This window comes from Paenarthrobacter sp. AMU7 (assembly GCF_041200195.1).
In the GTDB taxonomy this organism is placed as follows: domain Bacteria; phylum Actinomycetota; class Actinomycetes; order Actinomycetales; family Micrococcaceae; genus Arthrobacter.
The window spans coordinates 711270-732367 of the sequence record NZ_CP165735.1; the positions used below are offsets into that span (position 1 = coordinate 711270).

Below are 21098 nucleotides of genomic sequence, written 5' to 3' on the forward strand. Positions count from 1 at the left end.
TGCGGCCATCACGCCAGGAGCGATCCCAGCCCGGTACCGCCCACAAAGCGGTGCCGGGCTTTTTCCTGCCCCCGGGGGGCTTGGTCCTGCCGTCCGGAACGTTGCAGGCGGGCGAAGTGGCCAATTGTTAACGCTAACAACGTTTCAAGTCAAGAGTTCCGGGGAAGGTTCGGGTCTGCAATCAATTCGTGATCCACGGCACTTGACCGACGGTATTGTTAGCGTTCACAATGGCAGTCGCATCACTTTTCACCGGCATGTGCCGCCCCCAGCACACAGGCCACCCAGCTTTACCGTGCCGGACGCGCAGATGCTCCGGCTGCATCAGAGTTCGCGGCAATGCTGCCGCGGAAGGAGAGCATCGTGAGATTGAAAAAACTCCTGGGCGCCGTAGCGGTTGTCCTGACCTTGACCGTGGGAGCCACGGGCTGCGGAAGCCGTGGAGGCACTGCGGAGTCCACCAGCAGCGCGAACCCCAGCGATTCCCTGGTGGGCATTTCGATGCCTACCCAGACCTCCGAACGCTGGATCGCGGATGGCGCCAACGTGGAGAAGTCCCTGAAGGACCTCGGCTACAAGACGGACCTTCAGTTCGCCAACGACGACATTCCTACGCAGGTTTCCCAGATTGAGAACATGCTGACCAAGGGCGCGAAGGCCTTGATCATCGCGGCCATCGATGGCACCACCCTGACCGACGTCCTGGCCAAAGCCAAGGAGCAGAACGTCAAGGTCATCGCCTATGACCGGCTCATCAACGGAACACCGAACGTGGACTACTACACCACCTTCGACAACTACACCGTGGGCGTCCAACAGGCTACCTCGCTGCTGACCGGGCTTGGCCTGGTTGACGCCAGCGGCAAGAAGGTAGAGGGCAAGGGCCCGTTCAACGTAGAGCTGTTCGCGGGAAGCCCGGACGACAACAACGCCAACTTCTTCTGGACCGGCGCCATGGACACCCTCAAGCCGTACCTGGATGCCGGTACGTTGAAGGTCCCCAGCGGTCAGACCAAGTTTGAGCAGGCAGCCATCCTGCGCTGGCAGGCACCAGTAGCCCAGAAGCGCATGGAAGACATCCTTACCTCGGCCTACAGCTCCGGCACCAAGCTGGACGGCGTTCTGTCCCCGTACGACGGCCTTTCCATCGGTATCATTTCCGCCCTGACCAGCACCGGCGGCTACTCCACCGGAAGCCTTCCCGTGGTCACCGGACAGGATGCAGAAAAGGGCTCCGTTAAGTCCATCGTCGCAGGCGAGCAGTACTCCACGATCTTCAAGGACACCCGCCAGCTCGGCGCTCAGGCCGTGAAGATGGTGGACGCTGTCCTCAAGGGCACCGAGCCGGAAACCAATGACACCAAGACCTACAACAACAAGGTCAAGGTTGTTCCGGCCTTCCTGCTGAAGTCCGTCATCATCACGAAGGACAACTTCCAGAAGGAACTCATCGACTCGGGCTACTACAAGGAATCCGACGTCAAGTAAGTAGTTCCCGGTCTGTGGTCCCGCCGCCCTGTGCTGCAGCGCGCAGTGCGGCGGGACCGCAGCCTCCCTCAGAGCCTGTCGAGTCCTCGGCCCGGCCAAGTTCCAACCAGTCAGCGGGAATTGACGATGAACGTACCCATTCTTCAAATGCGAGGAATCACCAAGACCTTCCCCGGGGTAAAAGCCCTGCAGGACGTCACCCTGGACGTCAACCGAGGTGAGGTTCATGCCATCTGTGGTGAGAACGGCGCCGGGAAGTCCACCCTCATGAAAGTGCTCTCCGGCGTTTACGCCCACAACACTTTCGACGGCGACATCCTTTTCGAGAACGAACCCTGCGAATTTTCAAGCATCACGGACAGCGAAAAGCGCGGCATCGTGATCATCCACCAGGAACTGGCCCTGAGCCCGTACCTGTCCATCGCCGAGAACATCTACCTCGGCAACGAGCTGGCCAGGAACGGCTGGGTGGACTGGCGGAAGACCAATCTGGAAGCCGCCAAGCTGCTGGCCCGGGTGGGCCTCAGTGAAAATCCGGTGACCCCCATCCAGCACATCAGTGTTGGCAAGCAGCAACTGGTGGAGATCGCCAAGGCACTGTCCAAAGAGGTCAAACTCCTCATTCTGGACGAGCCGACCGCGGCGCTGAACGATGAAGACTCAGACCACTTGCTGGACCTCATCCTTCACCTCAAGGGCCAGGGCGTCACCAGCATCATCATCAGCCACAAACTCAACGAGATCCGCAAAGTGGCAGACGCCGTCACCATCATCCGCGATGGCAAGTCCATCGAGACCCTGCGGCTGGATCAGGGCCAGATCACGCAGGAACGCATCATCCGTGGAATGGTGGGCCGCGACCTTGAAAGCCTCTATCCGGACCGGACTCCCAATATCGGCGAGGAAGTCCTCCGCATCGAGGATTGGACTGTCCAGCATCCCCAGGACCATTCCCGCATGGTGGTGAACAATGCCAGCCTGAACGTACGCAAGGGTGAAGTTGTAGGGCTGGCAGGCCTCATGGGTGCCGGCCGGACCGAGCTGGCCATGAGCGTCTTTGGCCGGACGTACGGGCGGGCAGTATCGGGCAAGGTTTACAAGTACGGGGAAGAAATCAACACTTCCACCGTTTCCGATGCCATCGAACACGGGATCGCCTACGCAACCGAGGACCGTAAGCACTACGGCCTGAACCTGATCGAGGACATCAAGCGCAACATCTCCATGGCCGCACTGAACAAGCTGGCCAAGCGCGGCTGGGTGGACGGCAACAAAGAGACCACCGTAGCCAACCACTACCGCCAGAGCATGAACATCAAAGCTCCCTCCGTTGCTGCCATCACGGGCAAGCTCTCGGGTGGAAACCAGCAAAAGGTAGTGCTGAGCAAATGGATGTTCTCAGACCCTGATGTCCTGATCCTGGACGAACCAACCCGTGGAATCGACGTCGGCGCCAAGTTTGAGATCTACACCATCATTGCCGAGCTGGCAGCCGCGGGGAAAGCAGTCATTGTGATCTCCTCTGAGCTTCCGGAGCTCCTGGGCATCTGCGACAGGATCTATACCCTGTCCGCAGGCCACATCACCGGCGAAGTCCCCATCGCCGAAGCCACCCAGGAAACCCTCATGCACTACATGACCCAAGAGAAGGAATAGCGAACATGTCCGCCCTACGAGAATCCCTTGGCTTCCTCACAAGCCGCCTCCGCCAGGTTGGCATCTTCGTCGCCCTGATCCTGATCGTCATCCTTTTCCAGGTCCTGACCGACGGCATCCTCCTGCAGCCGCAGAACGTCACCAACCTGGTGGTCCAGAACAGCTACATCCTGATCCTGGCCATCGGCATGGTGATGGTCATTATTGCCGGACACATTGACCTTTCCGTCGGGTCCATCGCAGGCTTCATCGGCGCTGTCGCCGGCGTGATGATCGTGCACTGGGGCTGGGCGTGGTGGCTCGCCATCCCGGCCTGCCTCCTGGTTGGCGCGTTGGTGGGAGCGTGGCAAGGCTACTGGATTGCCTATGTGGGCATTCCAGCCTTCATCGTCACCCTGGCCGGCATGCTCATCTTCCGTGGACTGACCCTCATCACCCTCAAGAACCAGCAGATCACCCCCTTCCCGAGCGAGCTCCGCGCACTGGGTGGCGGCTTCCTGCCGGACATCTCGGGGGGTACCTCCGTCCTGGAATGGTTGACGGTCATCCTTGGCGTCGGCGGCACGGCAGCCATCCTCTTCCAGGCATTGAAGGAACGTCGGGTACGCCGCAAGTTCAACCTGGAGAATGAGCCGATGGCCTGGTTCGCCGTCAAGAACGGCTTCATCGCAGTGCTGATGCTCATCATCACGTTCCTGCTGGCCAGCTACCGCGGAACCCCGATTGTCCTGATCGTCCTGGCTGTCCTGGTGATCGTCTACTCGGCACTGATGAACAACAGCATTTTCGGCCGCCACACGTACGCGATCGGTGGCAACCTCCACGCGGCCGAGCTTTCGGGCATCAAGACCAAGAAAGTCACCTTCCGCCTGTTCGTCAATATGGGTGTCCTGGCCGCGTTGGCAGGGCTGGTGTTCACGGCCCGCCTGAACTCGGCACAGCCTGCCGGTGGTACCGGCTTCGAACTCGACTCCATTGCTGCCGCTTTTATTGGTGGCGCAGCGGTCCAGGGCGGCATCGGCACGGTAGCCGGTGCCATGATCGGTGGCCTGATCATGGGCGTCCTGAACAACGGCATGTCCATCCTTGGCCTGGGTACCGATTACCAGCAGCTCATCAAGGGCTTGGTGCTCCTGCTCGCCGTTGGCTTCGACATCTTCAACAAGAACCGGACAGGTGCCGGTGGAGGGTCCTCCATGGGCCGTCGCTTCAAGTGGAAGACCACGCCTCCGGCAACCGAGGCGGCCCCTGCCGCCAAAGCGCAGCCCGTAGGCGTCGACGCAAAGTAGGAACCATGTCACGCGGCGAACATCCGCCTGCAGCGGGGTCCCGGGCGCAGCCCGGGGCCCCGCCGGGGCCGCCCGCCCCGCTGGACCCGCCCGCGCTGCCGGCCCGGCCTCCCGTCATGGGCGACGTCGCGAAGATGGCCGGGGTCTCGCACCAAACCGTTTCCCGTGTCCTGAACAACCATCCCAACGTCAGCGGAAAAACCAGGGAACGCGTGGAATCGGCCATCGCGCACCTTGGGTACAGGCGGAACACAGCAGCCCGCAGCCTGGTGACCCGGAGGTCCCGGACCATCGGGGTACTTGCGTGCGAAACGGGCCAGTTTGGTCCGGCGAACACGCTCCTCGGGGTGGAGCAGGCGGGCAGGGAAGCCGGGTACTTCGTCAGCATTGCGAATCTTCGCGAAGTCACCGGCGAAAGCATCAACGATGCAATTGCGCATTTCCGCAACCAGTCCGTGGACGGCATTGTCATCCTGGTTCCGCACCCCGATGTCCTGGCCGTCCTGCGCGACGTTTCAGTACCCGTGCCGATCGTTGCCGTAGGCGCAGGAGCCGGTAACCAACTGACGGGCGCCTCCCTCGACCAACGGCTGGGAGCCCGCCTTGCCGTCGACCACCTGATCGATCTGGGGCATCGCAGTATTGCCCACATCTCCGGCCCCCCGCACTGGATCGACGCTGCGGAGCGCATCAAAGGCTGGCAGGAAGCGCTCGGTGCTGCAGGGCTGGGAGCTGAGGTCCTCCTTGAAGGTGGGTGGGATGCCGCCTCGGGTTACCGTGCCGGCCTCGATCTCCTTCAGCACAAGAGCATCACCGCGGTCTTCGTCGCCAACGACCAGATGGCCGTGGGCGTCCTCCGCGCCGTCCAGGAAGCGGGACGCCATGTGCCCGGCGACATCAGCGTGGTGGGCTATGACGATCAACCGGAAGCTGAATTCTTCATGCCTCCCCTGACCTCCATCAAGCAGGACTTCGAGGAACTCGGCCGCCGCTGCATGGAGGCCGTGCTTCAACAGTTGGATGGAGAGCAGGCAAGCGGTGAACAAATGGTCAAGCCCCGCTTGGTGATCCGCTCCACCACGGCCGCCCCTGCGCCTCGCTGAACGTCACTCCTACTAAACTAGGAGCCATGACCTCCACGCTTGATACTGCTGCTGCCCGCGCCCGCCTTCTTGAACTCATCAAGGAACTGGCGGTGGTCCGCGGCAAGGTGATCCTCTCCAGCGGCAAGGAAGCGGACTACTACATCGACCTCCGCCGCATCACCCTGCACCACGAGGCCTCCAAGCTGGTGGGCCAGGTCATGTTGGCTATGATCGACGACGCCGGCGTTTCAGTTGAGTGCGCGGGCGGACTCACCATGGGTGCCGACCCCGTCGGAACCGCTGTGATGCACGCCGCTGCCGACGCCGGCCGTGCCGTGGACGCCTTCGTGGTCCGCAAGGCCCAGAAGTCCTACGGCATGGGCCGCCAGGTGGAAGGTCCCTCCGTTGAGGGCCGCAACGTGGTGGTCCTCGAGGATACGTCCACCACCGGCGGGTCCGCGCTGACCGCCGTCGAAGGCGTCCGTAAAGCGGGCGGCAATGTGGTGGCCGTCGCCGTGATCGTCGACCGCGACACCGGCGCGAAAGAGAAGATCGAAGCCGAAACCGGCGTGCCGTACCTCTTCGCTTTCGGCAAGGACGAGCTGGGCCTCAGCTAAGGAGTTTTGTACAGCCGTTGACCGTAAAGGCGCATCTTAAGGGCATCAGCTGCACACAAACCATGGGGCTGTGAGGTACCACCTTCCGAAGCCTATGCTTGCTGCGTGGACGTTCAAGTAGGGAAGCTCCCGGCACCGGCGGAGGTGGATCAAAACCCCGCCGTGCCGGCTTCTCCTGAACCGGAGCAGGCAGAGGATCCGGGCGCATGGGCCCGGATCCTGCCTTACGCTGCCCGCCTCAAGAAGACGTCCCGTCGGAACTTCCTCATCACCGCCGGAGCCTCCGCGGCGCTGGCCGGGGACATGCTTTTCACCCGCCGTGTCCAGGCTGAACGGCGGGCTACCAAGATCCTCCGGGTTCCTGATCCGTACTCGGACCTGTACTTCCCCAAAGCCAGCTGGATCCTGTTCCCCGGGTACAAAACCAGCTGGGAAGAAGCCCAGTGGATCCTCAACTCACTGCGTCCTGCCCTGCACCAGCGCGGCCGCCTTGCCGCCGTCGGATATTCCAACCTGGGACTGGACGTGGACGAGATCGTCCGGGAAATCATCCTGCACGTCCGCGAACTGGAACTGGAGAAGCTCTACTTCTACGGCCACAGTTTCGGCGGGATGCTCGCCACCCAGGTGGCCGCCCGCCTCTTGGAACTGCACGGCGTGGAAACGCAGCTGATTGTCCTGGATTCGAGCCCGTTCAGCCGCGCCGACGTCCTGGACCAGAGCTGGTTCGACGGCGTCGTGTTCCTGTACGAGAATGGCTTCCGCATTCCGTCGGTCCTCCGCGGCGGCTATGAGCTGGGGGAGCGCGTGGCGCACAAGGACGAGCGCACGTGGCGGCAAATCCTCGACCAAAGCCTCGAACAGCTCTCGCCAATCGCTCCTTCCAGCGTGCTCATCCAGACGGAGTCGGCGTACATTTACCACTTTGACGGACTCCGCCTGGCCGGAAAGATCGGTGGCGCCAAGATGGCCTTTTTGGGCAACGCCAAGGACGGCACCGTGGATTACGAGTCGGCGCGTGCGGGGTGGAGCAAGGTCTTCGGCAACAATATGGCGTTGCCCACGCTCAGCACGGAAGGCGCACGGCCCGCCCACGCCAGCCCGCAATGGAACGGGAACATCTACCGCCCGCTGCTGGAACGGGTCCAGGACGAACTCCAGCCGCTCCCGCCCCAGCCTGAGGAGCCGTCGTACCAGGAACCGAATGGCAGGGTCATCCGCCCGGCCTAGGTGCTGACCGGGCTACCATAGGCCCCACGATTAACGCAGCGCTTCAACCTCGACGGCGGTAAGGCCTGCCTCGCGCAGGAAGCTCCGCGCATCGCCGAACTCCTCCGCGAAGGCAGCGAGGAAATGCCGCATCGCTGCTTCAGGGCTCTGCAGGACCATCAGTTCCGGGCTGAAATAGGCCGCAGGAGTGGAGGGGACATGCAGTCGCCACGTTTCAGCCATGACTTCCAGCATGGTGGGAAGGCTGAGGGTGGTGGTGGTGTAATCCTCCACCACGGCATCCTCTGATCCGCCACCGGCCAGGAGTGCGATCGCCGACACCACCCCCGTGCGGTCCTTGCCCAGCGAGCAATGGACCAGCGTGCGCTTGCCGCGCGCAACGGGCCGCAGCGCATCAGCGACCCACTCCGGACGCATCTTGATCCAGCCGAGGTACAGCTCGCCCAGATCCTCCGCTGTCTCCACCGCATGGAGCGAGCCGGCGATTGCGTTCGGGTCCAGCGGGTTGTTCACGAGTTCGACGACGGGCGGGGCGACGGCGGCAGGCCGGGTACCGTCGTCGTGAACTTTGTCGTTTTGAACGGCTTCGTGGCCAGGGATCAGCCACGGAACCAGGGAACGCTCAAGCTCACTGCGCAGGTCCACTATCGCTTGGATGCCGTGCTCCGCCAGGAACCCCGACGTCGCAGCGGCATCCAAACCGAACGGCTGGCTCCCCCTGAGAATCCGGCCACCGGCCAGAGGACGCAGATTGAGCACAGCCATGGTTCGGTCCTTTTGGTCCTTTTTAGATCTGGCTCTTGAGGTCGGCCACGGAGTTCAGGATCTGGTTGGGACGGAACGGGAAGGAAACGATCTCCTCGCGCTGCGTGATGCCGCTGAGCACCAGGACTGTGTGCAGGCCGGCTTCCATGCCCGCCACGATGTCCGTGTCCATGCGGTCACCGATCATGGCCGTGGTCTCGGAGTGGGCGTCGATCTGGTTCATGGCTGAACGGAACATCATGGGGTTCGGCTTGCCCACAATGTAGGGCTCGCGACCGGTGGCCTTGGTGATCATGGCCGCGATAGCACCGGTTGCCGGCATGGGCCCGTCCTTGGAAGGACCAGTGGCATCCGGGTTGGTGGCGATGAAGCGGGCGCCGGCCAGGATGTGGCGGACGGCCATAGTGATCGCTTCAAAGGAGTAAGTGCGGGTTTCGCCAAGGACCACAAAGTCGGGATCGGTATCGGTGAGGATGAACCCGGCCTCGTGCAAGGCCGTTGTCAGCCCGGCTTCGCCGATGGTGTAGGCGCGGTTGCCCGAATCCGAGGACTGGACCTGATCCTTGAGGAACTGGGCGGTGGCCAGGGCAGACGTCCAGATGTTCTCCTCCGGAACCTCCAGGCCGGACGCGCGCAGGCGGGCTGCGAGGTCGCGGGGGGTGAAAATGGAGTTGTTGGTCAGGACCAGGAAGCGCTTGGAGGTATCTACCCAGCGCTGGATGAGTTCAGCTGCGCCGGGGATCGCCTGGTTTTCATGGACCAGGACTCCGTCCATGTCCGTAAGCCAGCATTCAATTTCGTGGCCGTTTCGATAAACCGATGTGGACGTGGTTTCTTCTGCCATATTTGCCTCCGGCTGGGATTGTTCATGCACTGCCACCAGTCTTTCATCAATCTGCGGCCCTAACATCCTGTGATCCCGCTTATGTGGGTAGTTCTGCCCATGTGGATATCCGCTGTGACTTGCGGTGGACGCCTCGGACTCGACTACGCTGGGGGCGGCGCAGGCGTGCCACCACCGTGGGTCGGGGGATCGACATGGTGGTTTTTATGCGTCGCCCACGCTTCAGCAGGTCCCCTCTTCCGGTTTATCCATCGGGTTGTCCCCAGAAGCATCCCGGTGACTCACTGCCTTCGAAAGGTCCTGCCATGAGCAACAACAATGGAGCCCCTCAGCCTCCCTACAACCCCGACGGCGTGCCGCAGCCGCGCTATGACACCGGGCAGGGGCAGTACGGCCAGTACCAACCGGGGCAGACCCAGCCCATGTACCAGCCGGAGGCACAGCGTCAGGACGCCCAGCAGGGCCAGCCAGGCTTCCCGCCGCCGGGTGCCGCATACCCGGGCCAGCCTGGCTACCCGGACGGACCCGGAGGACCCGGAGGGCCCGGCCAGAACCCGGGCGACCACAACAAGAAGTCGCTGTTCCTCATCCTCGGTGGTGTCGCCGTCGTCGTGATCATTGCGCTGGTGGTGGCGTTCACCTGGCTGATCCCGTCGATGACCAAGCCCACCGCAGTGGAGACCCCGGCACCGTCGGTAACATCCTCGGACGAAGCTTCGGAGGCAGCGTCCGAGCCTTCTGCTGAACCCTCGGGCGACGCATCGGCGTCGAGTGATATCCCTGCCGGCGCCATCCCGCTGCCGGCCGTGTGGGAAGAGCTTGCCGGACCCAGCAACGTTCCGGCGGACGGCGATCCGCTGTTCAGCAAGTGGGTGACAGGCGAGTCCTCCTTCCAGTACTTGGCCGAGTGGACCCACGATGAGTCTTTCGGCATCACCAAGGACCCCACCACTGGCGAAGAGATCCAAAAGAAGGCCCAAGGCACGGTAGAAGCCGACGGCGATGGCATTGCGCTGGCCTACGCGTTCTTTGCAGAGTCCGGGGAAGGCAAGTTCGGCAAGGATCCGGAAGAGGTCAAGAAGGCCATCCAGGACATCGAAGCCCGATACAAGGGCATGACCGCCACGGAGCTGCCCCAGAACCTGGTGGGCCACAAGTGCACCTCCGACTTCAAGACGTCCATGCCGGAAATCCGTGAGTTCCGCCGTGGTGCCGCAGTAGTCATCAGCTTTACGTGCACCAATGCCCGTGGCGAAGCCATCCAGGCCGTGAACTTGTTCTCCGTGACCCCCTGGGGCACGCCGCAGATGCTCGGCGTCAGTGGTCACAAGACGTACTGGGATGCGCATCCGGGACTCTTTGAGCAGTTGGCTAACTCCTACCGCATCAACAAGTGGAAGATGGGCTAAGAGCCGTTTGACCCAGCCCGCCCAGACGGGCGACGGGGCAGGGCTAAAGTTGAGGGGTGACTGACCTTCCCCCCAACACAGCCCTGCCCACCCCTGCCGAAACCACACCGGAGGGCGAGGCAGAAGCGAAACCCGAGGTCGGCGTCGGGCCTTGGGAAGGCGAGCTGCCGGCGGGTGACCATTGGGATCCGGACCTGTTGAGGGATGGTGACCGCCGCAACGTGGTGGACCACTACAGGTACTGGAAGCACGAGGCAATCGTGGCGGATCTCGATTCCAAGCGTCACGACTTCCACATCGCCATCGAGAATTGGCAGCACGACCTCAACATCGGAACCGTGGTGCGGACCGCCAACGCGTTCCTCGCCAAAGAGGTCCACATCATAGGACGACGGCGGTGGAACCGTCGCGGGGCCATGGTCACCGACCGCTACCAGCACGTGCGCCACCACCCCACCGTTGAGGAATTTGTCCAGTGGGCGGAGGGCGAGGGGCTTGCGGTGATCGGCATCGATATCTTCCCGGATTCCGTGCCCCTGGAGACGTACGACCTCCCGAAAAACTGTGTATTGGTGTTCGGGCAGGAAGGTCCCGGCCTGTCGCCCGAGGTGCACGATTCCGCCGTCGCCACGCTGTCCATTGAGCAGTTCGGCTCCACCCGGTCCATGAACGCGGCCTCAGCCGCGGCCATCGCCATGCACGCGTGGGTCCGCCGACACGTGTTCCAGCAACCTGTCAGCTAGGCAAGCCTCAAGTATCAGCCCCCGCCGATGCCCGTCTACCGATCTTTCAGGGTGGCTTTTCCGTCCACGATCTGGATCTCACCAGAGGCCCTGGGTGTTACAAGCTCAACCTTTGGTTCCCATTGCGGGGCGTCGTCACGGCCGCTGTTGACCTCGTAGCTCACGGAAGCCTTGCCCGCTTCCTCCGACTGGATGATCCAACCGTCCTCGCTGCGAAGGAGAGTGAAGGTGGGCTCCTTCTCTATGGTCCATTTCAGATTGCGGGTAGGGCGGTATTCGTAGAGCGCGAACCCGGAACAACCACGACGGGACGCTTCGGATGCATTGACCGGAGTGGTGGCAGTACATTCACTTCGTTTGTTCTCAAGAAGCGTCCGGGTCTCATCCAGAAGCAGTTGGCTGGGTATCACCGTTAAACGTTCGGTGGTCTTGGAAATCGCCCGGTCAATGCTGACCAAGGCCTTCTGCTCTTCGGCCGTTGCGTACTTGTCTCCGGAAATGCCCAGGGTGTACTCGCCGGGGAAGGCCGGCATCAGCAGTTGGGAATCCCTCGCCCCGGTTCCGGCGCCAGGAGCGGCAACGTCGACGCCGTTCACGGTGAACGACTCCACGGGACGGGTGGAACTGAGCCGGATCTTTTGGAAGTTTTTAGCCCCAACCTTCCACTCGCCTTCAGGTGACTTGGTCATCCTCAGAATGATTTCCTGCTTGCGGCCGTTCTGGGTGACTTCGGCAGTGACAAAATCCGACTTTGCGTCCATGATCCGGTAACCGTCAATGTGCTGCCCTGCATTTTTGTACACGTTGCTCTGGAGGAGAGCCTTTTCATTTTCGGGGACGCCAGGGTCGGATACGCTCAGGGCCTTCTCGCCGTCCCCGTCGATCAGGGCCTGGAAGTATGTTTCAGCTGTTGCGCTGACGTCCTGCGCCGGTGACAACGATGAAACCAGGAGAACCACACCAGCGGTGGCAGCGGTGAGGACTACCGCTGCGCCCGCTGCGATGGCAATAATCAGCTTCCGGTTCCGTCTGGGTTGCCCTTCGGGAAAAGTACCGCCCTGCTGCTGCAGGTATGGCGTCAAGTGGGGCTGGTTGTTTGCACTCGGGGGGATCTCCATTCCCGCAGTATATCCACCGTTTAGATGAATCGGGGGTGGCAGGGGGAGTCTCAACCCGGCGGAAGTGTTAAGAGCTCCAGTGACCCGAAACACGGCGGCACGGCGGATATCGCTAGGATGGGTGCTAGCCGTAAGCGGTCTACTCCAGGGTTACCAACCCACAGACGAATCAGCATAGGAGTCACCATGCCCATTGCAACCCCAGAGATTTACTCCGAGATGATCGACCGCGCAAAGGCAGGCGGATTCGCTTTCCCCGCGGTCAACGTGACGTCGTCGCAGACTCTGAACGCTGCGATCCGCGGTTTCGCCGAGGCCGAATCTGACGGCATCATCCAGGTTTCCACCGGTGGCGCAGCCTACTGGTCCGGTGCCTCGGTTAAGGACATGGTTGCCGGTTCCCTCGGCTTCGCAGCGTTCGCCCGCGAAGTTGCCAAGAACTACAACGTCAACATCGCCCTGCACACGGACCACTGCCCGCAGGACAAGCTGGCGGACTTCGTCCTGCCGTTGCTGGCTGCTTCCGAGGAAGCCGTCAAGGCCGGCAAGGACCCGATCTTCAACTCGCACATGTGGGACGGCTCGCACGAAGCCCTCGACGAGAACCTGCGCATCGGCCGTGAACTGCTGGAACGCGCTGCTGCTGCGAAGATCATCCTTGAGGTTGAAATCGGCACGGTTGGTGGCGAAGAAGACGGCGTTGAGAACGAAATCAACGAGAAGCTCTACACCACCACCGAAGACGCCCTTGCAACCATCGAGGCCCTCGGTGCCGGCGAAAACGGCCGCTACCTCACCGCCCTGACTTTCGGCAACGTGCACGGCGTCTACAAGCCGGGCAACGTCAAGCTCCGCCCTGAACTGCTCAAGCAGATCCAGGCCGAGGTCGGCGCGAAGATCGGCAAGGAAAACCCGTTCGACCTCGTCTTCCACGGCGGTTCGGGCTCCACGGAACAGGAAATCGCTGACGCCGTTTCCTACGGTGTGATCAAGATGAACATCGACACCGACACCCAGTACGCGTTCACCCGCCCGGTGGCCGGCCACATGTTCTCCAACTACGACGGCGTCCTGAAGGTCGACGGCGAAATGGGCAACAAGAAGACCTACGACCCCCGTGTCTGGGGCGCTTCGGCAGAAGCCGGCATGGCCGCGCGCATCGTCGAAGCTGCGCAGCAGCTCGGATCGGTGGGCAAGACCTTCTAATGTCCGACGAATTCCGTAAGAACCTGATGGGGCCGGAGCCTACGCTCCTGCCCGCCGAAAACGAGATCTACCAGCACCTTGCACTCGGCAAGGAAGCACTGGACCTCGTAGCGCAGAACCCCACGTCGTCCCTCCTCTGGGCCATCCTCGCGGAGGAAGCCTGGGCTGAAGGCCGGACCATCGAGTCTTACGCCTACGCCCGTGTTGGCTACCACCGCGGCCTGGATTCGCTGCGCCGCAACGGTTGGCGCGGCGTCGGACCCATCCCGTGGGAGCACGAGCCCAACCAGGGCTTCCTGCGTGCGCTCTACGCACTGGGCCGTGCGGCGTCGGCGATCGGCGAGGCTGAAGAGCCGGAGCGGATCGAGAAGTTCCTGAACGACTCGGACCCGAAAGCCAAGGCTGCGCTCGAAGCCCGTTAGGACCCAAGCAAACAACGACGGCGACCATCACCAAAAGGCGAGGGTCGCCGTCGTCGTTAACAGCGTTGGTCGAACAGCGTCAGTCCGTGACCGCAGAGTGGCGTGGCCGTCCAAGCGGGACCACCAGCGGCGTGTGTGTCACGGGGTCATCGATGATCCGGCACGCCATGCCGAACACTTCCTCCACCAAGGACTCGGTGATTACTGCAGCGGGTGCGCCCTCGGCCACCACCACGCCGTCCTTCATGGCGATGATGTGGTCCGCGTAGCGGCTGGCATGGTTGAGGTCGTGCAGCACGGCAACCAGCGTGTGGCCCTTGTCCAGGTTGAGCTCGCGGAACAGCTCCAACAGCTCGATCTGGTGCGCGATATCGAGGAACGTGGTGGGCTCGTCCAGGAGCATCAGCGGTGTCTGCTGGGCGAGGACCATGGCTACCCACACGCGCTGCCGCTGGCCGCCGGACAGTTCGTCCACCAGCCGGCCGGACAAGGAAGCGACGCCGGTGGCCTCCATCGCTTCAACCACAGCCGTTTCATCCGTCACTGACCATTGGCGGAGCAGCTTCTGGTGCGGGTATCGGCCGCGGGCTACAAGGTCCGCCACGGTGATGCCGTCGGGGGCGATGGAGGACTGGGGCAGGAGCCCGAGGCGGCGTGCCAGTTCTTTCGCAGGCAGGGACGTCACGGATTTTCCGTCCAGCAGCACCTGTCCACTGCGGGGCTTGATGAGCCGGGCGAGTGCGCGCAGCAGCGTGGATTTACCGCAGGCGTTGGGCCCCACGATCACCGTGAACTGTCCCTCGGGAATGCGCACATTGAGGTTCTCGGAGATGATGCGTTGCTCGTAGCCGATGGTCAGTGCTTCGGCATGGAGCTGTGGCGCGGCCGTAGTGAGGCTCATGATTTCCTTGCTTCGCTGGCCAGGAGCCAGACGAGGTAGATACCGCCGATGCACACCGTCACCACGCCCACAGGCAACTGGATCGGGGCGAACAAACGCTGGGCCGCGAGGTCGCTGGCCACCAGGAGGAAGGCCCCCATCGCGGCCGAAGGCACCAGCGTGATCCCGGCGCTGCGGGTAAGACGCCGGGCGAGCTGCGGTGCGGCCAAGGCGACGAACGCGATGGGACCGGCAACCGCCGTGACGGCTGCAGTCAACGCCACACCCAGGATCAGCAACAGCAAACGGGTGGGTTCCGCCCGGACGCCCAAGGCGCGCGCGGCGTCGTCGCCCATTTCCAAAAGCTGCATCCGGCGCGCGGCCGCCAGTGTAGCCAAACCAACCACAACAACCACGACGGCGGCAGGCGCCGCTTGCTCCCACGTGATGCCGTTGAGGGACCCGGCTCCCCAGACGGCTGCCGCCAAAGCGGCCTCAAGTTCCGCCTGCAGGATCAGCCAGTGGTTGAACGCGGCGAGCATCGCGCTGATGCCGATGCCCACGATGATGAGCCGGAATCCTTGGGAGCCGCGCCGGTAGGCCAGCAAGTAGACGGCCAACGCGGTGAGGATACCGCCAACGAGCGCTCCTGCGGCAATGCCAAGATAGCCCCCGCCAAGGGTCAGCATGACGATGAGCGCACCGGTGTAGGCGCCCGTATTGAAGCCGATGATGTCCGGGCTGCCCAAGGGATTCCGGGTCATGGATTGGAAGATGCCACCGCTCATGCCAAGTGCGGCACCGAACACCAGCGCCGCGAGTACCCGGGGGAGGCGCCATTCCATGACGATGGTTTGGGCCAGCCCGGGGGCATCACCGGTGAAGGCTTGCAGGACCTGTTGTACTGAAACGTCGTAGTCGCCGGTTGCCAAGCTGATCACGGCAACAGCCAGGGCGGCGAGGATCAACGGGATGCAGACAAGGATGCTGCGGACATCGAACCGGAGGCTCAGCGAACGGTTGCGAAGCAGGACAACGGGCCGGCCAACATCCAGGCGCGTCATAGCCCACTCACCTTCCGGCGCCGCGCCAACGCGATCAGCACCGGCGCCCCGATGAATGCGGTCACCACACCAACCTGGAGTTCCCCGGGAGCGGCGATCCGGCCCACCACGTCTGACACCAAGAGCAGGATAGGGGAGAGCAGCACTGTGGTTGCCAGGATCCATCGCTGGTCAGGGCCGACGATCCAACGGGCAACGTGTGGAATCATGAGGCCCACGAAGCCGATGGCACCGGCACCGGCAGTTGCCGCGCCGCTGAGGAGGGTGATGGCCACGACGCCCATGATCCGGGTGCGGTTGACGTTGGCGCCGAGGGAGGTAGCAAGGTCGTCGCCCAACGCCACGGCGTTGAGGCCGCGGACGCAAAACAGTGCGATCAGCAGCCCGGCACCCATGAACGGCGCAACAGTCATCACCGACTCCATGCTCCGGGTGTCCAGTGAGCCAATGCTCCAAGAGCGCAGGTGGTCAAACGCCTTGGGGTTCAGGAGCGTGAGTCCAGAGCCGATCCCCGTGAGGACCGCGCCCAAAGCAACGCCGGCCAACGTCAGGCGGATCGGGTTCACCACGTTCCTGCCGGAAGTACCGATCAGGTAGACGGCCGCGGTTGTCAGGATGGCTCCAATGAACGCGAACCAGATGTAGCCGCTGAGGGATCCGATCCCGAAGACGCCGATGGCAATGACAATGGCAAACGACGCTCCAGCGTTGACGCCCAGGATGCCGGGATCGGCCAAAGGATTCCGCGTGATCGCTTGGATGAGCGCGCCTGCCACGCCCAGGGCAACACCGACGGCGATGCCCATCAACGTTCGCGGCAGCCGGTTCTGCAGGATGATCGCGTGATCGGCTGAGTCCTGGGGGTTGGTGAAGGCGTCAAGGACGGTGGACGCTGGGATGAATTTGGCTCCCACACCGAGGCTCAGGATCGCGGCGCCGAGAAGGACCGCCGCAGCGAACGCCAGAAAGAGGATCCGCCAGCGGGACTTGACGACGACGCCGGAACTGGCAACTGCGCTTGCAGCCGGAAGGGCGGGAGCGGCTACCGGGGACATAGCGCCGTCAGTGGGGACACAGCAGGGGACCATTTCGAAGAGGGGCAACAATAAGACGGCCATTTCGTGACTGTCATCACAACGTCACGAAAGTGTGCCTTAATTAGGTTAGCCTTACCCAGTGAAAAATGACGATTTTGAAGTACAGCCGCACAAGGCTTCCCGCGTGCGCCGAGGTGCAGTGCGCAGGCTGGCTATGAAGATGGCCGGAGTCGCTGTGGTGGCAGGCCTCCTTGCGGGCTGCGGCGCCAGTGGTGGCTCAGGTTCGGCCGCCGGCAACGCCGATGTTGCCACCGGCGGCTCCAAGTTCACCACTGCGGACCAGGAAACAGCCAAGTTGGGCACCGACGCCGCTCCCGGCGTTTTCCCGCGCACCCTGAAGCACGCCAACGGTGAGACCACCCTGGAGAAGAAGCCCACCCGCGTGGTGGTCCTCGACACCGGCGAGTTGGACGACGTCGTGACCCTCGGCATCACGCCGGTGGGCATGGCCACTACTGAAGGCGCCAACCCTGTCCCCACCTACCTGGCTGACAAGGTCAAGGACGTGGCTTCGGTAGGCACCATCCAGGACCTCAACCTCGAAGCAATCGCGGCGCTGAAGCCGGACCTCATCCTGGGCAGCCAGCTCCGCGCCGACAAGCTGTACAAGCAGCTGTCCACCATCGCCCCCACGGTCTTCAGCATCCGTCCCGGCTTCCCCTGGAAGGAAAACTTCCTCCTGGTGGGCAAATCCCTGGGCGAGGAAGACAAGGCCGTCAAGGCCCTCAACGATTACCAGGCCGAGGCTGACGCCCTGAAAGCGGATGTGAAGGGCGATCCCAAGATCTCCCTGGTGCGCTTCCTCCCTGGCAAGATCCGCCTCTACGCCAACAAGTCGCTGATCGGTGTCATCCTGAAGGACGCCGGCCTGGCCCGCCCGGAGAACCAGAACATCGACGAACTCGCTGCCGAAATCTCGGCCGAGAACATCGAGCAAGGCGACGCCGACTGGATCTTCTACAGCAGCTACGGCGATCCCGCAGCAACCGGTGAAACGTCCGTGGTTGAAGGTGCTGTCTGGCCCAAGCTCGGCGCAGTCAAAGCCGGCCAGGCCAAGGCTGTCAGCGACGACGTCTGGTTCCTCGGCCTCGGCCCCACCGGCGCGCAGCTGATCCTCAAGGACCTCCGGAGCATGCTGGTCGGCTAACGCCGCCCCAACAAAAGCACCCCAACGACGACGGCGGCCCTCACCGGAAAGGTGAGGGCCGCCGTCGTTTGCTGCTGGTGATCAGGCCTTGCGGGGGATACCCGTACGTGCCATGGCCTCGGCGTAAGCACCGTGGATGGCGTCCAGGTATTCCTGCTGGCGGGCCGGGGTGCCGGCGAAGGAGCGGCCACCCAGCGAACGGACCTTGAAGGTCTTGAAGCCGCGGCGGGCGATGCTGGCCGGAGCGGCCTTCATGAGCTGGTCGGCCAGGCGGTGTGCCTCATTGCCGTGCGCCACCAGGGCGGAGGTGCGCGGCAGGAGCTGCAGGAGGCGCAGGAGCGGTTTCAGGCCTTCGGTGATGTTGGCGGGTGTGAGCTTGCCCGGTTCCTCATTGGGCTCGATCCACGGGTAGGCGTTCCACGGCATCATGAGCGCGGGACGGAGGCCCAGCTGCCACTGCATGCCAAGCATGCGGGTGGTGGCTTCTTCGTCGCCCGGGTTGATGAAACCCTCGCCGGTGGTGGTGCGCTGATTGGAGAAAAGGCTGACGATGCGGCAGTCATCCATGCTGTGGGCGGGGTCAACGTAGAGGACCTCGCTGCCCGGCTTCTGCACCTTGATGGAGTCGCACAGCTCGTTGACCTCGGCGATATGCGGTTCGTAGCGGCGGTTCCAGAGGATTTCTTCGGGTGATTCAGTCGCCAGTTCTTGCATCAGGGGTTAGGTCTCCTAGGTGTTACAGCGCACCGTTCCAAGGGGCCGCGGGCATGCCGCAGCCGAACCTCAAAGGGTGCTGTTGGGGGCTAACTAACCTTACCGGACTATGGGGGTGAACGGGGCCCGCTTCGGCGCGCCCTTTAAATGCGACGCGGCGTGTTGCCCGGAAACGTGTCCAGCGTCTCGACGGCCGCGGCCCACGTGCAAACTCTCGACGACACCATGCGGCGTGCTGCATGATGCGCCGTATGGAGAAACAGGAATCGTCCGCTGCCGCCGTTTCCGCTTTTGAGGGGCTGGGGGCCGACCTGGCGCCGGCCGGCGTGGTGATTGGCCGGATGTTTGGCGCCACCTCCCTCGTGCTGAACAAGAAGGCGCTGGCCTGTTTGATCGGCGACAAGGTCGTCTTCAAATTAGGCCGTGATACCGCGGAGTACGCCCGCGCACTCGCGGTTCCCGGAGCCGCGCCCTTTGATCCCTCGGGTATGAACAGGCCCTACAAGGACTGGGTGGAGCTGCCGTTCGACGCGCATGAAGAATTGCCGGCGTTCGCCGAAGCTGCGCTCCAATTCGTGGTGGGGGCGCAGGGCACCTAAAAGCACTTGTGCAGGCATCCACCAGGGGACTGGGACGGGTTTTGGCTCCCCTGACGGGGTAAAACCTGGCCGGTAACACCACAGGGGAATGCTACCTCCGGATCCACCACAGAGGTCCAGGCGAACCTGTTTGGGCGGGTTCCTGGGCGGTCTCGGCGGAAACTACCGTAATCTGCCCGCGGCGTAGGGCCCGCAGGCCCGCCGAAGTTTCCCTGGGGAAAACTTCACCCGGCCGCCTTTCAAGACACCTTGACACCAGAGAAACCGGCGTCATCGGCTAAACTTGGCTGGTAAGAGCCCCGAACTCTTGCGTATGCCAGCCCTTATGGCAGGCTGCACCGGTATCGTCGGGGCATTCTCATGTACGGCGCCAATCCATCGCGGCTTGGCCCGAAAGAATGGGGGAGGATCCCATGCCCGCTATCGTGATCGTCGGAGCCCAGTGGGGCGACGAAGGCAAAGGCAAAGCAACCGATCTGCTCGGTGGCCGCGTTGACTACGTGGTCAAGCCCAACGGCGGTAACAACGCCGGGCACACCGTGGTTGTTGGCGGTGAGAAGTATGAGCTGAAGCTCCTTCCCGCGGGCATCCTGAGCCCCAACGCCATTCCTATTATTGGCAACGGCTGCGTGGTGAACCTCGAGGCCCTGTTCCAGGAGATCGACGGCCTCGAAGCCCGTGGCGCGGACACGTCCCGCCTGCGCGTCTCGGCCAACGCCCACCTGGTTGCTCCGTACCACCAGGTGCTGGACAAGGTGACTGAGCGCTTCCTTGGCAGCCGCGCCATCGGTACTACCGGCCGTGGCATCGGTCCTGCCTACATGGACAAGGTTGCCCGCCTGGGCATCCGGGTCCAGGACGTCTTCGACGAGTCCATCCTCCGCCAGAAGGTGGAAGGTTCGCTGCGCCAGAAGAATGAACTCCTGGTCAAGGTCTACAACCGCCGGGACATCGTGGTGGACGAGATCGTGGAGTACTTCCTCGCCTTCGCCGAGCGCCTGCGCCCTCTGGTCATCGACAGCACACTTGTCCTCAACAACGCCCTGGACGAGGGCAAGGTTGTGCTCATGGAAGGTGGCCAGGCAACGTTCCTGGACGTTGATCACGGCACCTACCCGTTCGTCACCTCGTCCAACCCCACAGCAGGTGGCGCATCGGTGGGCTCCGGCATTGGTCCTACCCGCATCTCGCGCTCCATCGGCATCATTAAGGCGTACACCACCCGTGTTGGCGCCGGCCCGTTCCCCACGGAACTGTTCGACGAGATGGGCGTGTACCTGCAGAAGACCGGCGGCGAGTTCGGTGTGAACACCGGCCGTCCCCGCCGTTGCGGTTGGTACGACGCCGTCCTGGCCCGCCACGCTGCACGCGTGAACGGCTTCACGGACTACTTCGTCACCAAGCTGGACGTCCTCACGGGCATCGAGCAGATCCCCGTCTGCGTTGCCTATGACGTTGACGGCGTTCGCCACGACGAAATGCCCATGACGCAGACCGAGTTCCACCACGCAGTGCCCGTCTTCGAGTACTTTGACGGCTGGACCGAGGACATTACCGGCGCCCGCACTCTGGAAGACCTCCCGGAGAACGCCCGCAACTACGTGCTGGCCCTGGAAAAGCTCTCCGGCACGCGCTTCTCGGCCATCGGCGTCGGCCCGGACCGCGACCAGACGATCGTTGTTCACGACCTGATCAACGACTAAGTTTTACCCAGTCACGACGACG

20 protein-coding genes are annotated in these 21098 nt (G+C 63.0%); 13 read left to right on the forward strand and 7 right to left on the reverse strand.

Annotated features, from left to right (window positions below; genetic code table 11):
- Window positions 1–339: 339 nt before the first annotated feature.
- The 6 genes from chvE (at window position 340) to ABQM86_RS03485 (ending at window position 7365) form a co-directional block, all read left to right on the forward strand.
- The gene (gene chvE / locus ABQM86_RS03460) at window positions 340–1488 is read left to right on the forward strand and encodes a multiple monosaccharide ABC transporter substrate-binding protein (protein ID WP_280626368.1); all 1149 of its coding nucleotides are present in this window, start codon (window positions 340–342) and stop codon (window positions 1486–1488) included.
- A gap of 126 nt (window positions 1489–1614) precedes the next feature.
- On the forward strand, window positions 1615–3144 hold the full coding sequence (mmsA, locus tag ABQM86_RS03465; protein WP_207596105.1) for a multiple monosaccharide ABC transporter ATP-binding protein: 1530 nt from the start codon (window positions 1615–1617) through the stop codon (window positions 3142–3144).
- Between the two features lie 5 nt (window positions 3145–3149).
- Window positions 3150–4433: a multiple monosaccharide ABC transporter permease gene (gene mmsB, locus ABQM86_RS03470; RefSeq protein ID WP_207596106.1), complete on the forward strand. Its 1284-nt coding sequence runs from the start codon at window positions 3150–3152 to the stop codon at window positions 4431–4433.
- Between the two features lie 116 nt (window positions 4434–4549).
- Window positions 4550–5536 (forward strand): LacI family DNA-binding transcriptional regulator, encoded by a 987-nt coding sequence (locus tag ABQM86_RS03475; RefSeq protein ID WP_369746623.1) that lies wholly within the window; start codon window positions 4550–4552, stop codon window positions 5534–5536.
- 26 nt (window positions 5537–5562) lie between these two features.
- Window positions 5563–6135, forward strand: a complete 573-nt coding sequence (pyrE, locus tag ABQM86_RS03480; protein ID WP_207596107.1) for an orotate phosphoribosyltransferase — start codon at window positions 5563–5565, stop codon at window positions 6133–6135.
- Window positions 6136–6240: 105 nt separating this feature from the next.
- Window positions 6241–7365 (forward strand): thioesterase domain-containing protein, encoded by a 1125-nt coding sequence (locus ABQM86_RS03485; RefSeq protein ID WP_369745934.1) that lies wholly within the window; start codon window positions 6241–6243, stop codon window positions 7363–7365.
- A gap of 30 nt (window positions 7366–7395) precedes the next feature.
- On the opposite strand, the gene ABQM86_RS03490 is transcribed toward ABQM86_RS03485, so the two are convergent.
- Both ABQM86_RS03490 and ABQM86_RS03495 read right to left on the reverse strand, forming a co-directional pair.
- Window positions 7396–8130, reverse strand: coding sequence for a tyrosine-protein phosphatase (locus ABQM86_RS03490; RefSeq protein ID WP_369745935.1), 735 nt, complete (start codon window positions 8128–8130; stop codon window positions 7396–7398).
- Window positions 8131–8152: 22 nt separating this feature from the next.
- Window positions 8153–8974, reverse strand: a complete 822-nt coding sequence (locus tag ABQM86_RS03495) for an HAD-IIA family hydrolase (protein WP_035761154.1) — start codon at window positions 8972–8974, stop codon at window positions 8153–8155.
- Between the two features lie 305 nt (window positions 8975–9279).
- Between ABQM86_RS03495 and ABQM86_RS03500 the strand changes: the two genes are divergently transcribed.
- Complete coding sequence (locus ABQM86_RS03500) at window positions 9280–10383, forward strand: hypothetical protein (RefSeq protein ID WP_369745936.1); 1104 nt, start codon at window positions 9280–9282, stop codon at window positions 10381–10383.
- Window positions 10384–10439: 56 nt separating this feature from the next.
- On the forward strand, window positions 10440–11126 hold the full coding sequence (locus ABQM86_RS03505) for a TrmH family RNA methyltransferase (RefSeq protein ID WP_369745937.1): 687 nt from the start codon (window positions 10440–10442) through the stop codon (window positions 11124–11126).
- Window positions 11127–11161: 35 nt separating this feature from the next.
- Here the strand turns inward: ABQM86_RS03505 and ABQM86_RS03510 are convergent, their stop codons facing one another.
- On the reverse strand, window positions 11162–12244 hold the full coding sequence (locus ABQM86_RS03510; protein ID WP_369745938.1) for a hypothetical protein: 1083 nt from the start codon (window positions 12242–12244) through the stop codon (window positions 11162–11164).
- Window positions 12245–12430: 186 nt separating this feature from the next.
- Here ABQM86_RS03510 and fbaA point away from each other — a divergent pair, with 186 nt between their 5' ends.
- Window positions 12431–13450: a class II fructose-bisphosphate aldolase gene (fbaA, locus tag ABQM86_RS03515; RefSeq protein ID WP_207596113.1), complete on the forward strand. Its 1020-nt coding sequence runs from the start codon at window positions 12431–12433 to the stop codon at window positions 13448–13450.
- Window positions 13450–13872 carry a DUF3151 domain-containing protein gene (locus ABQM86_RS03520; RefSeq protein ID WP_039239501.1) on the forward strand — a complete coding sequence of 141 codons (423 nt, stop codon included), beginning with the start codon at window positions 13450–13452 and terminating at the stop codon, window positions 13870–13872. Before fbaA ends, ABQM86_RS03520 begins: the two co-directional genes overlap by 1 nt.
- A gap of 79 nt (window positions 13873–13951) precedes the next feature.
- On the opposite strand, the gene ABQM86_RS03525 is transcribed toward ABQM86_RS03520, so the two are convergent.
- Genes ABQM86_RS03525 through ABQM86_RS03535 form a run of 3 tightly spaced genes read right to left on the reverse strand, consistent with a single transcriptional unit; the run spans window position 13952 to window position 16904 of the window.
- A complete protein-coding gene (locus ABQM86_RS03525; protein ID WP_207596114.1) occupies window positions 13952–14773 on the reverse strand; it encodes an ABC transporter ATP-binding protein in 822 nt (273 codons plus the stop codon).
- Window positions 14770–15816, reverse strand: a complete 1047-nt coding sequence (gene fepG, locus ABQM86_RS03530; RefSeq protein ID WP_369745939.1) for an iron-enterobactin ABC transporter permease — start codon at window positions 15814–15816, stop codon at window positions 14770–14772. Before fepG ends, ABQM86_RS03525 begins: the two co-directional genes overlap by 4 nt.
- On the reverse strand, window positions 15813–16904 hold the full coding sequence (locus ABQM86_RS03535; protein ID WP_207597450.1) for an iron chelate uptake ABC transporter family permease subunit: 1092 nt from the start codon (window positions 16902–16904) through the stop codon (window positions 15813–15815). The genes fepG and ABQM86_RS03535 overlap by 4 nt, the downstream gene beginning before the upstream one ends.
- Window positions 16905–17067: 163 nt before the next feature.
- On the opposite strand from ABQM86_RS03535, the gene ABQM86_RS03540 reads away from it, so the two are divergent.
- Window positions 17068–18060 carry an ABC transporter substrate-binding protein gene (locus tag ABQM86_RS03540; RefSeq protein WP_369746624.1) on the forward strand — a complete coding sequence of 331 codons (993 nt, stop codon included), beginning with the start codon at window positions 17068–17070 and terminating at the stop codon, window positions 18058–18060.
- A gap of 81 nt (window positions 18061–18141) precedes the next feature.
- Here the strand turns inward: ABQM86_RS03540 and ABQM86_RS03545 are convergent, their stop codons facing one another.
- Window positions 18142–18774, reverse strand: coding sequence for a hypothetical protein (locus ABQM86_RS03545; protein WP_089593534.1), 633 nt, complete (start codon window positions 18772–18774; stop codon window positions 18142–18144).
- 251 nt (window positions 18775–19025) lie between these two features.
- Between ABQM86_RS03545 and ABQM86_RS03550 the strand changes: the two genes are divergently transcribed.
- Both ABQM86_RS03550 and ABQM86_RS03555 read left to right on the forward strand, forming a co-directional pair.
- Window positions 19026–19373: a hypothetical protein gene (locus ABQM86_RS03550; RefSeq protein WP_207596117.1), complete on the forward strand. Its 348-nt coding sequence runs from the start codon at window positions 19026–19028 to the stop codon at window positions 19371–19373.
- Window positions 19374–19786: 413 nt separating this feature from the next.
- On the forward strand, window positions 19787–21076 hold the full coding sequence (locus ABQM86_RS03555; protein WP_280626404.1) for an adenylosuccinate synthase: 1290 nt from the start codon (window positions 19787–19789) through the stop codon (window positions 21074–21076).
- Window positions 21077–21098: the final 22 nt, after the last annotated feature.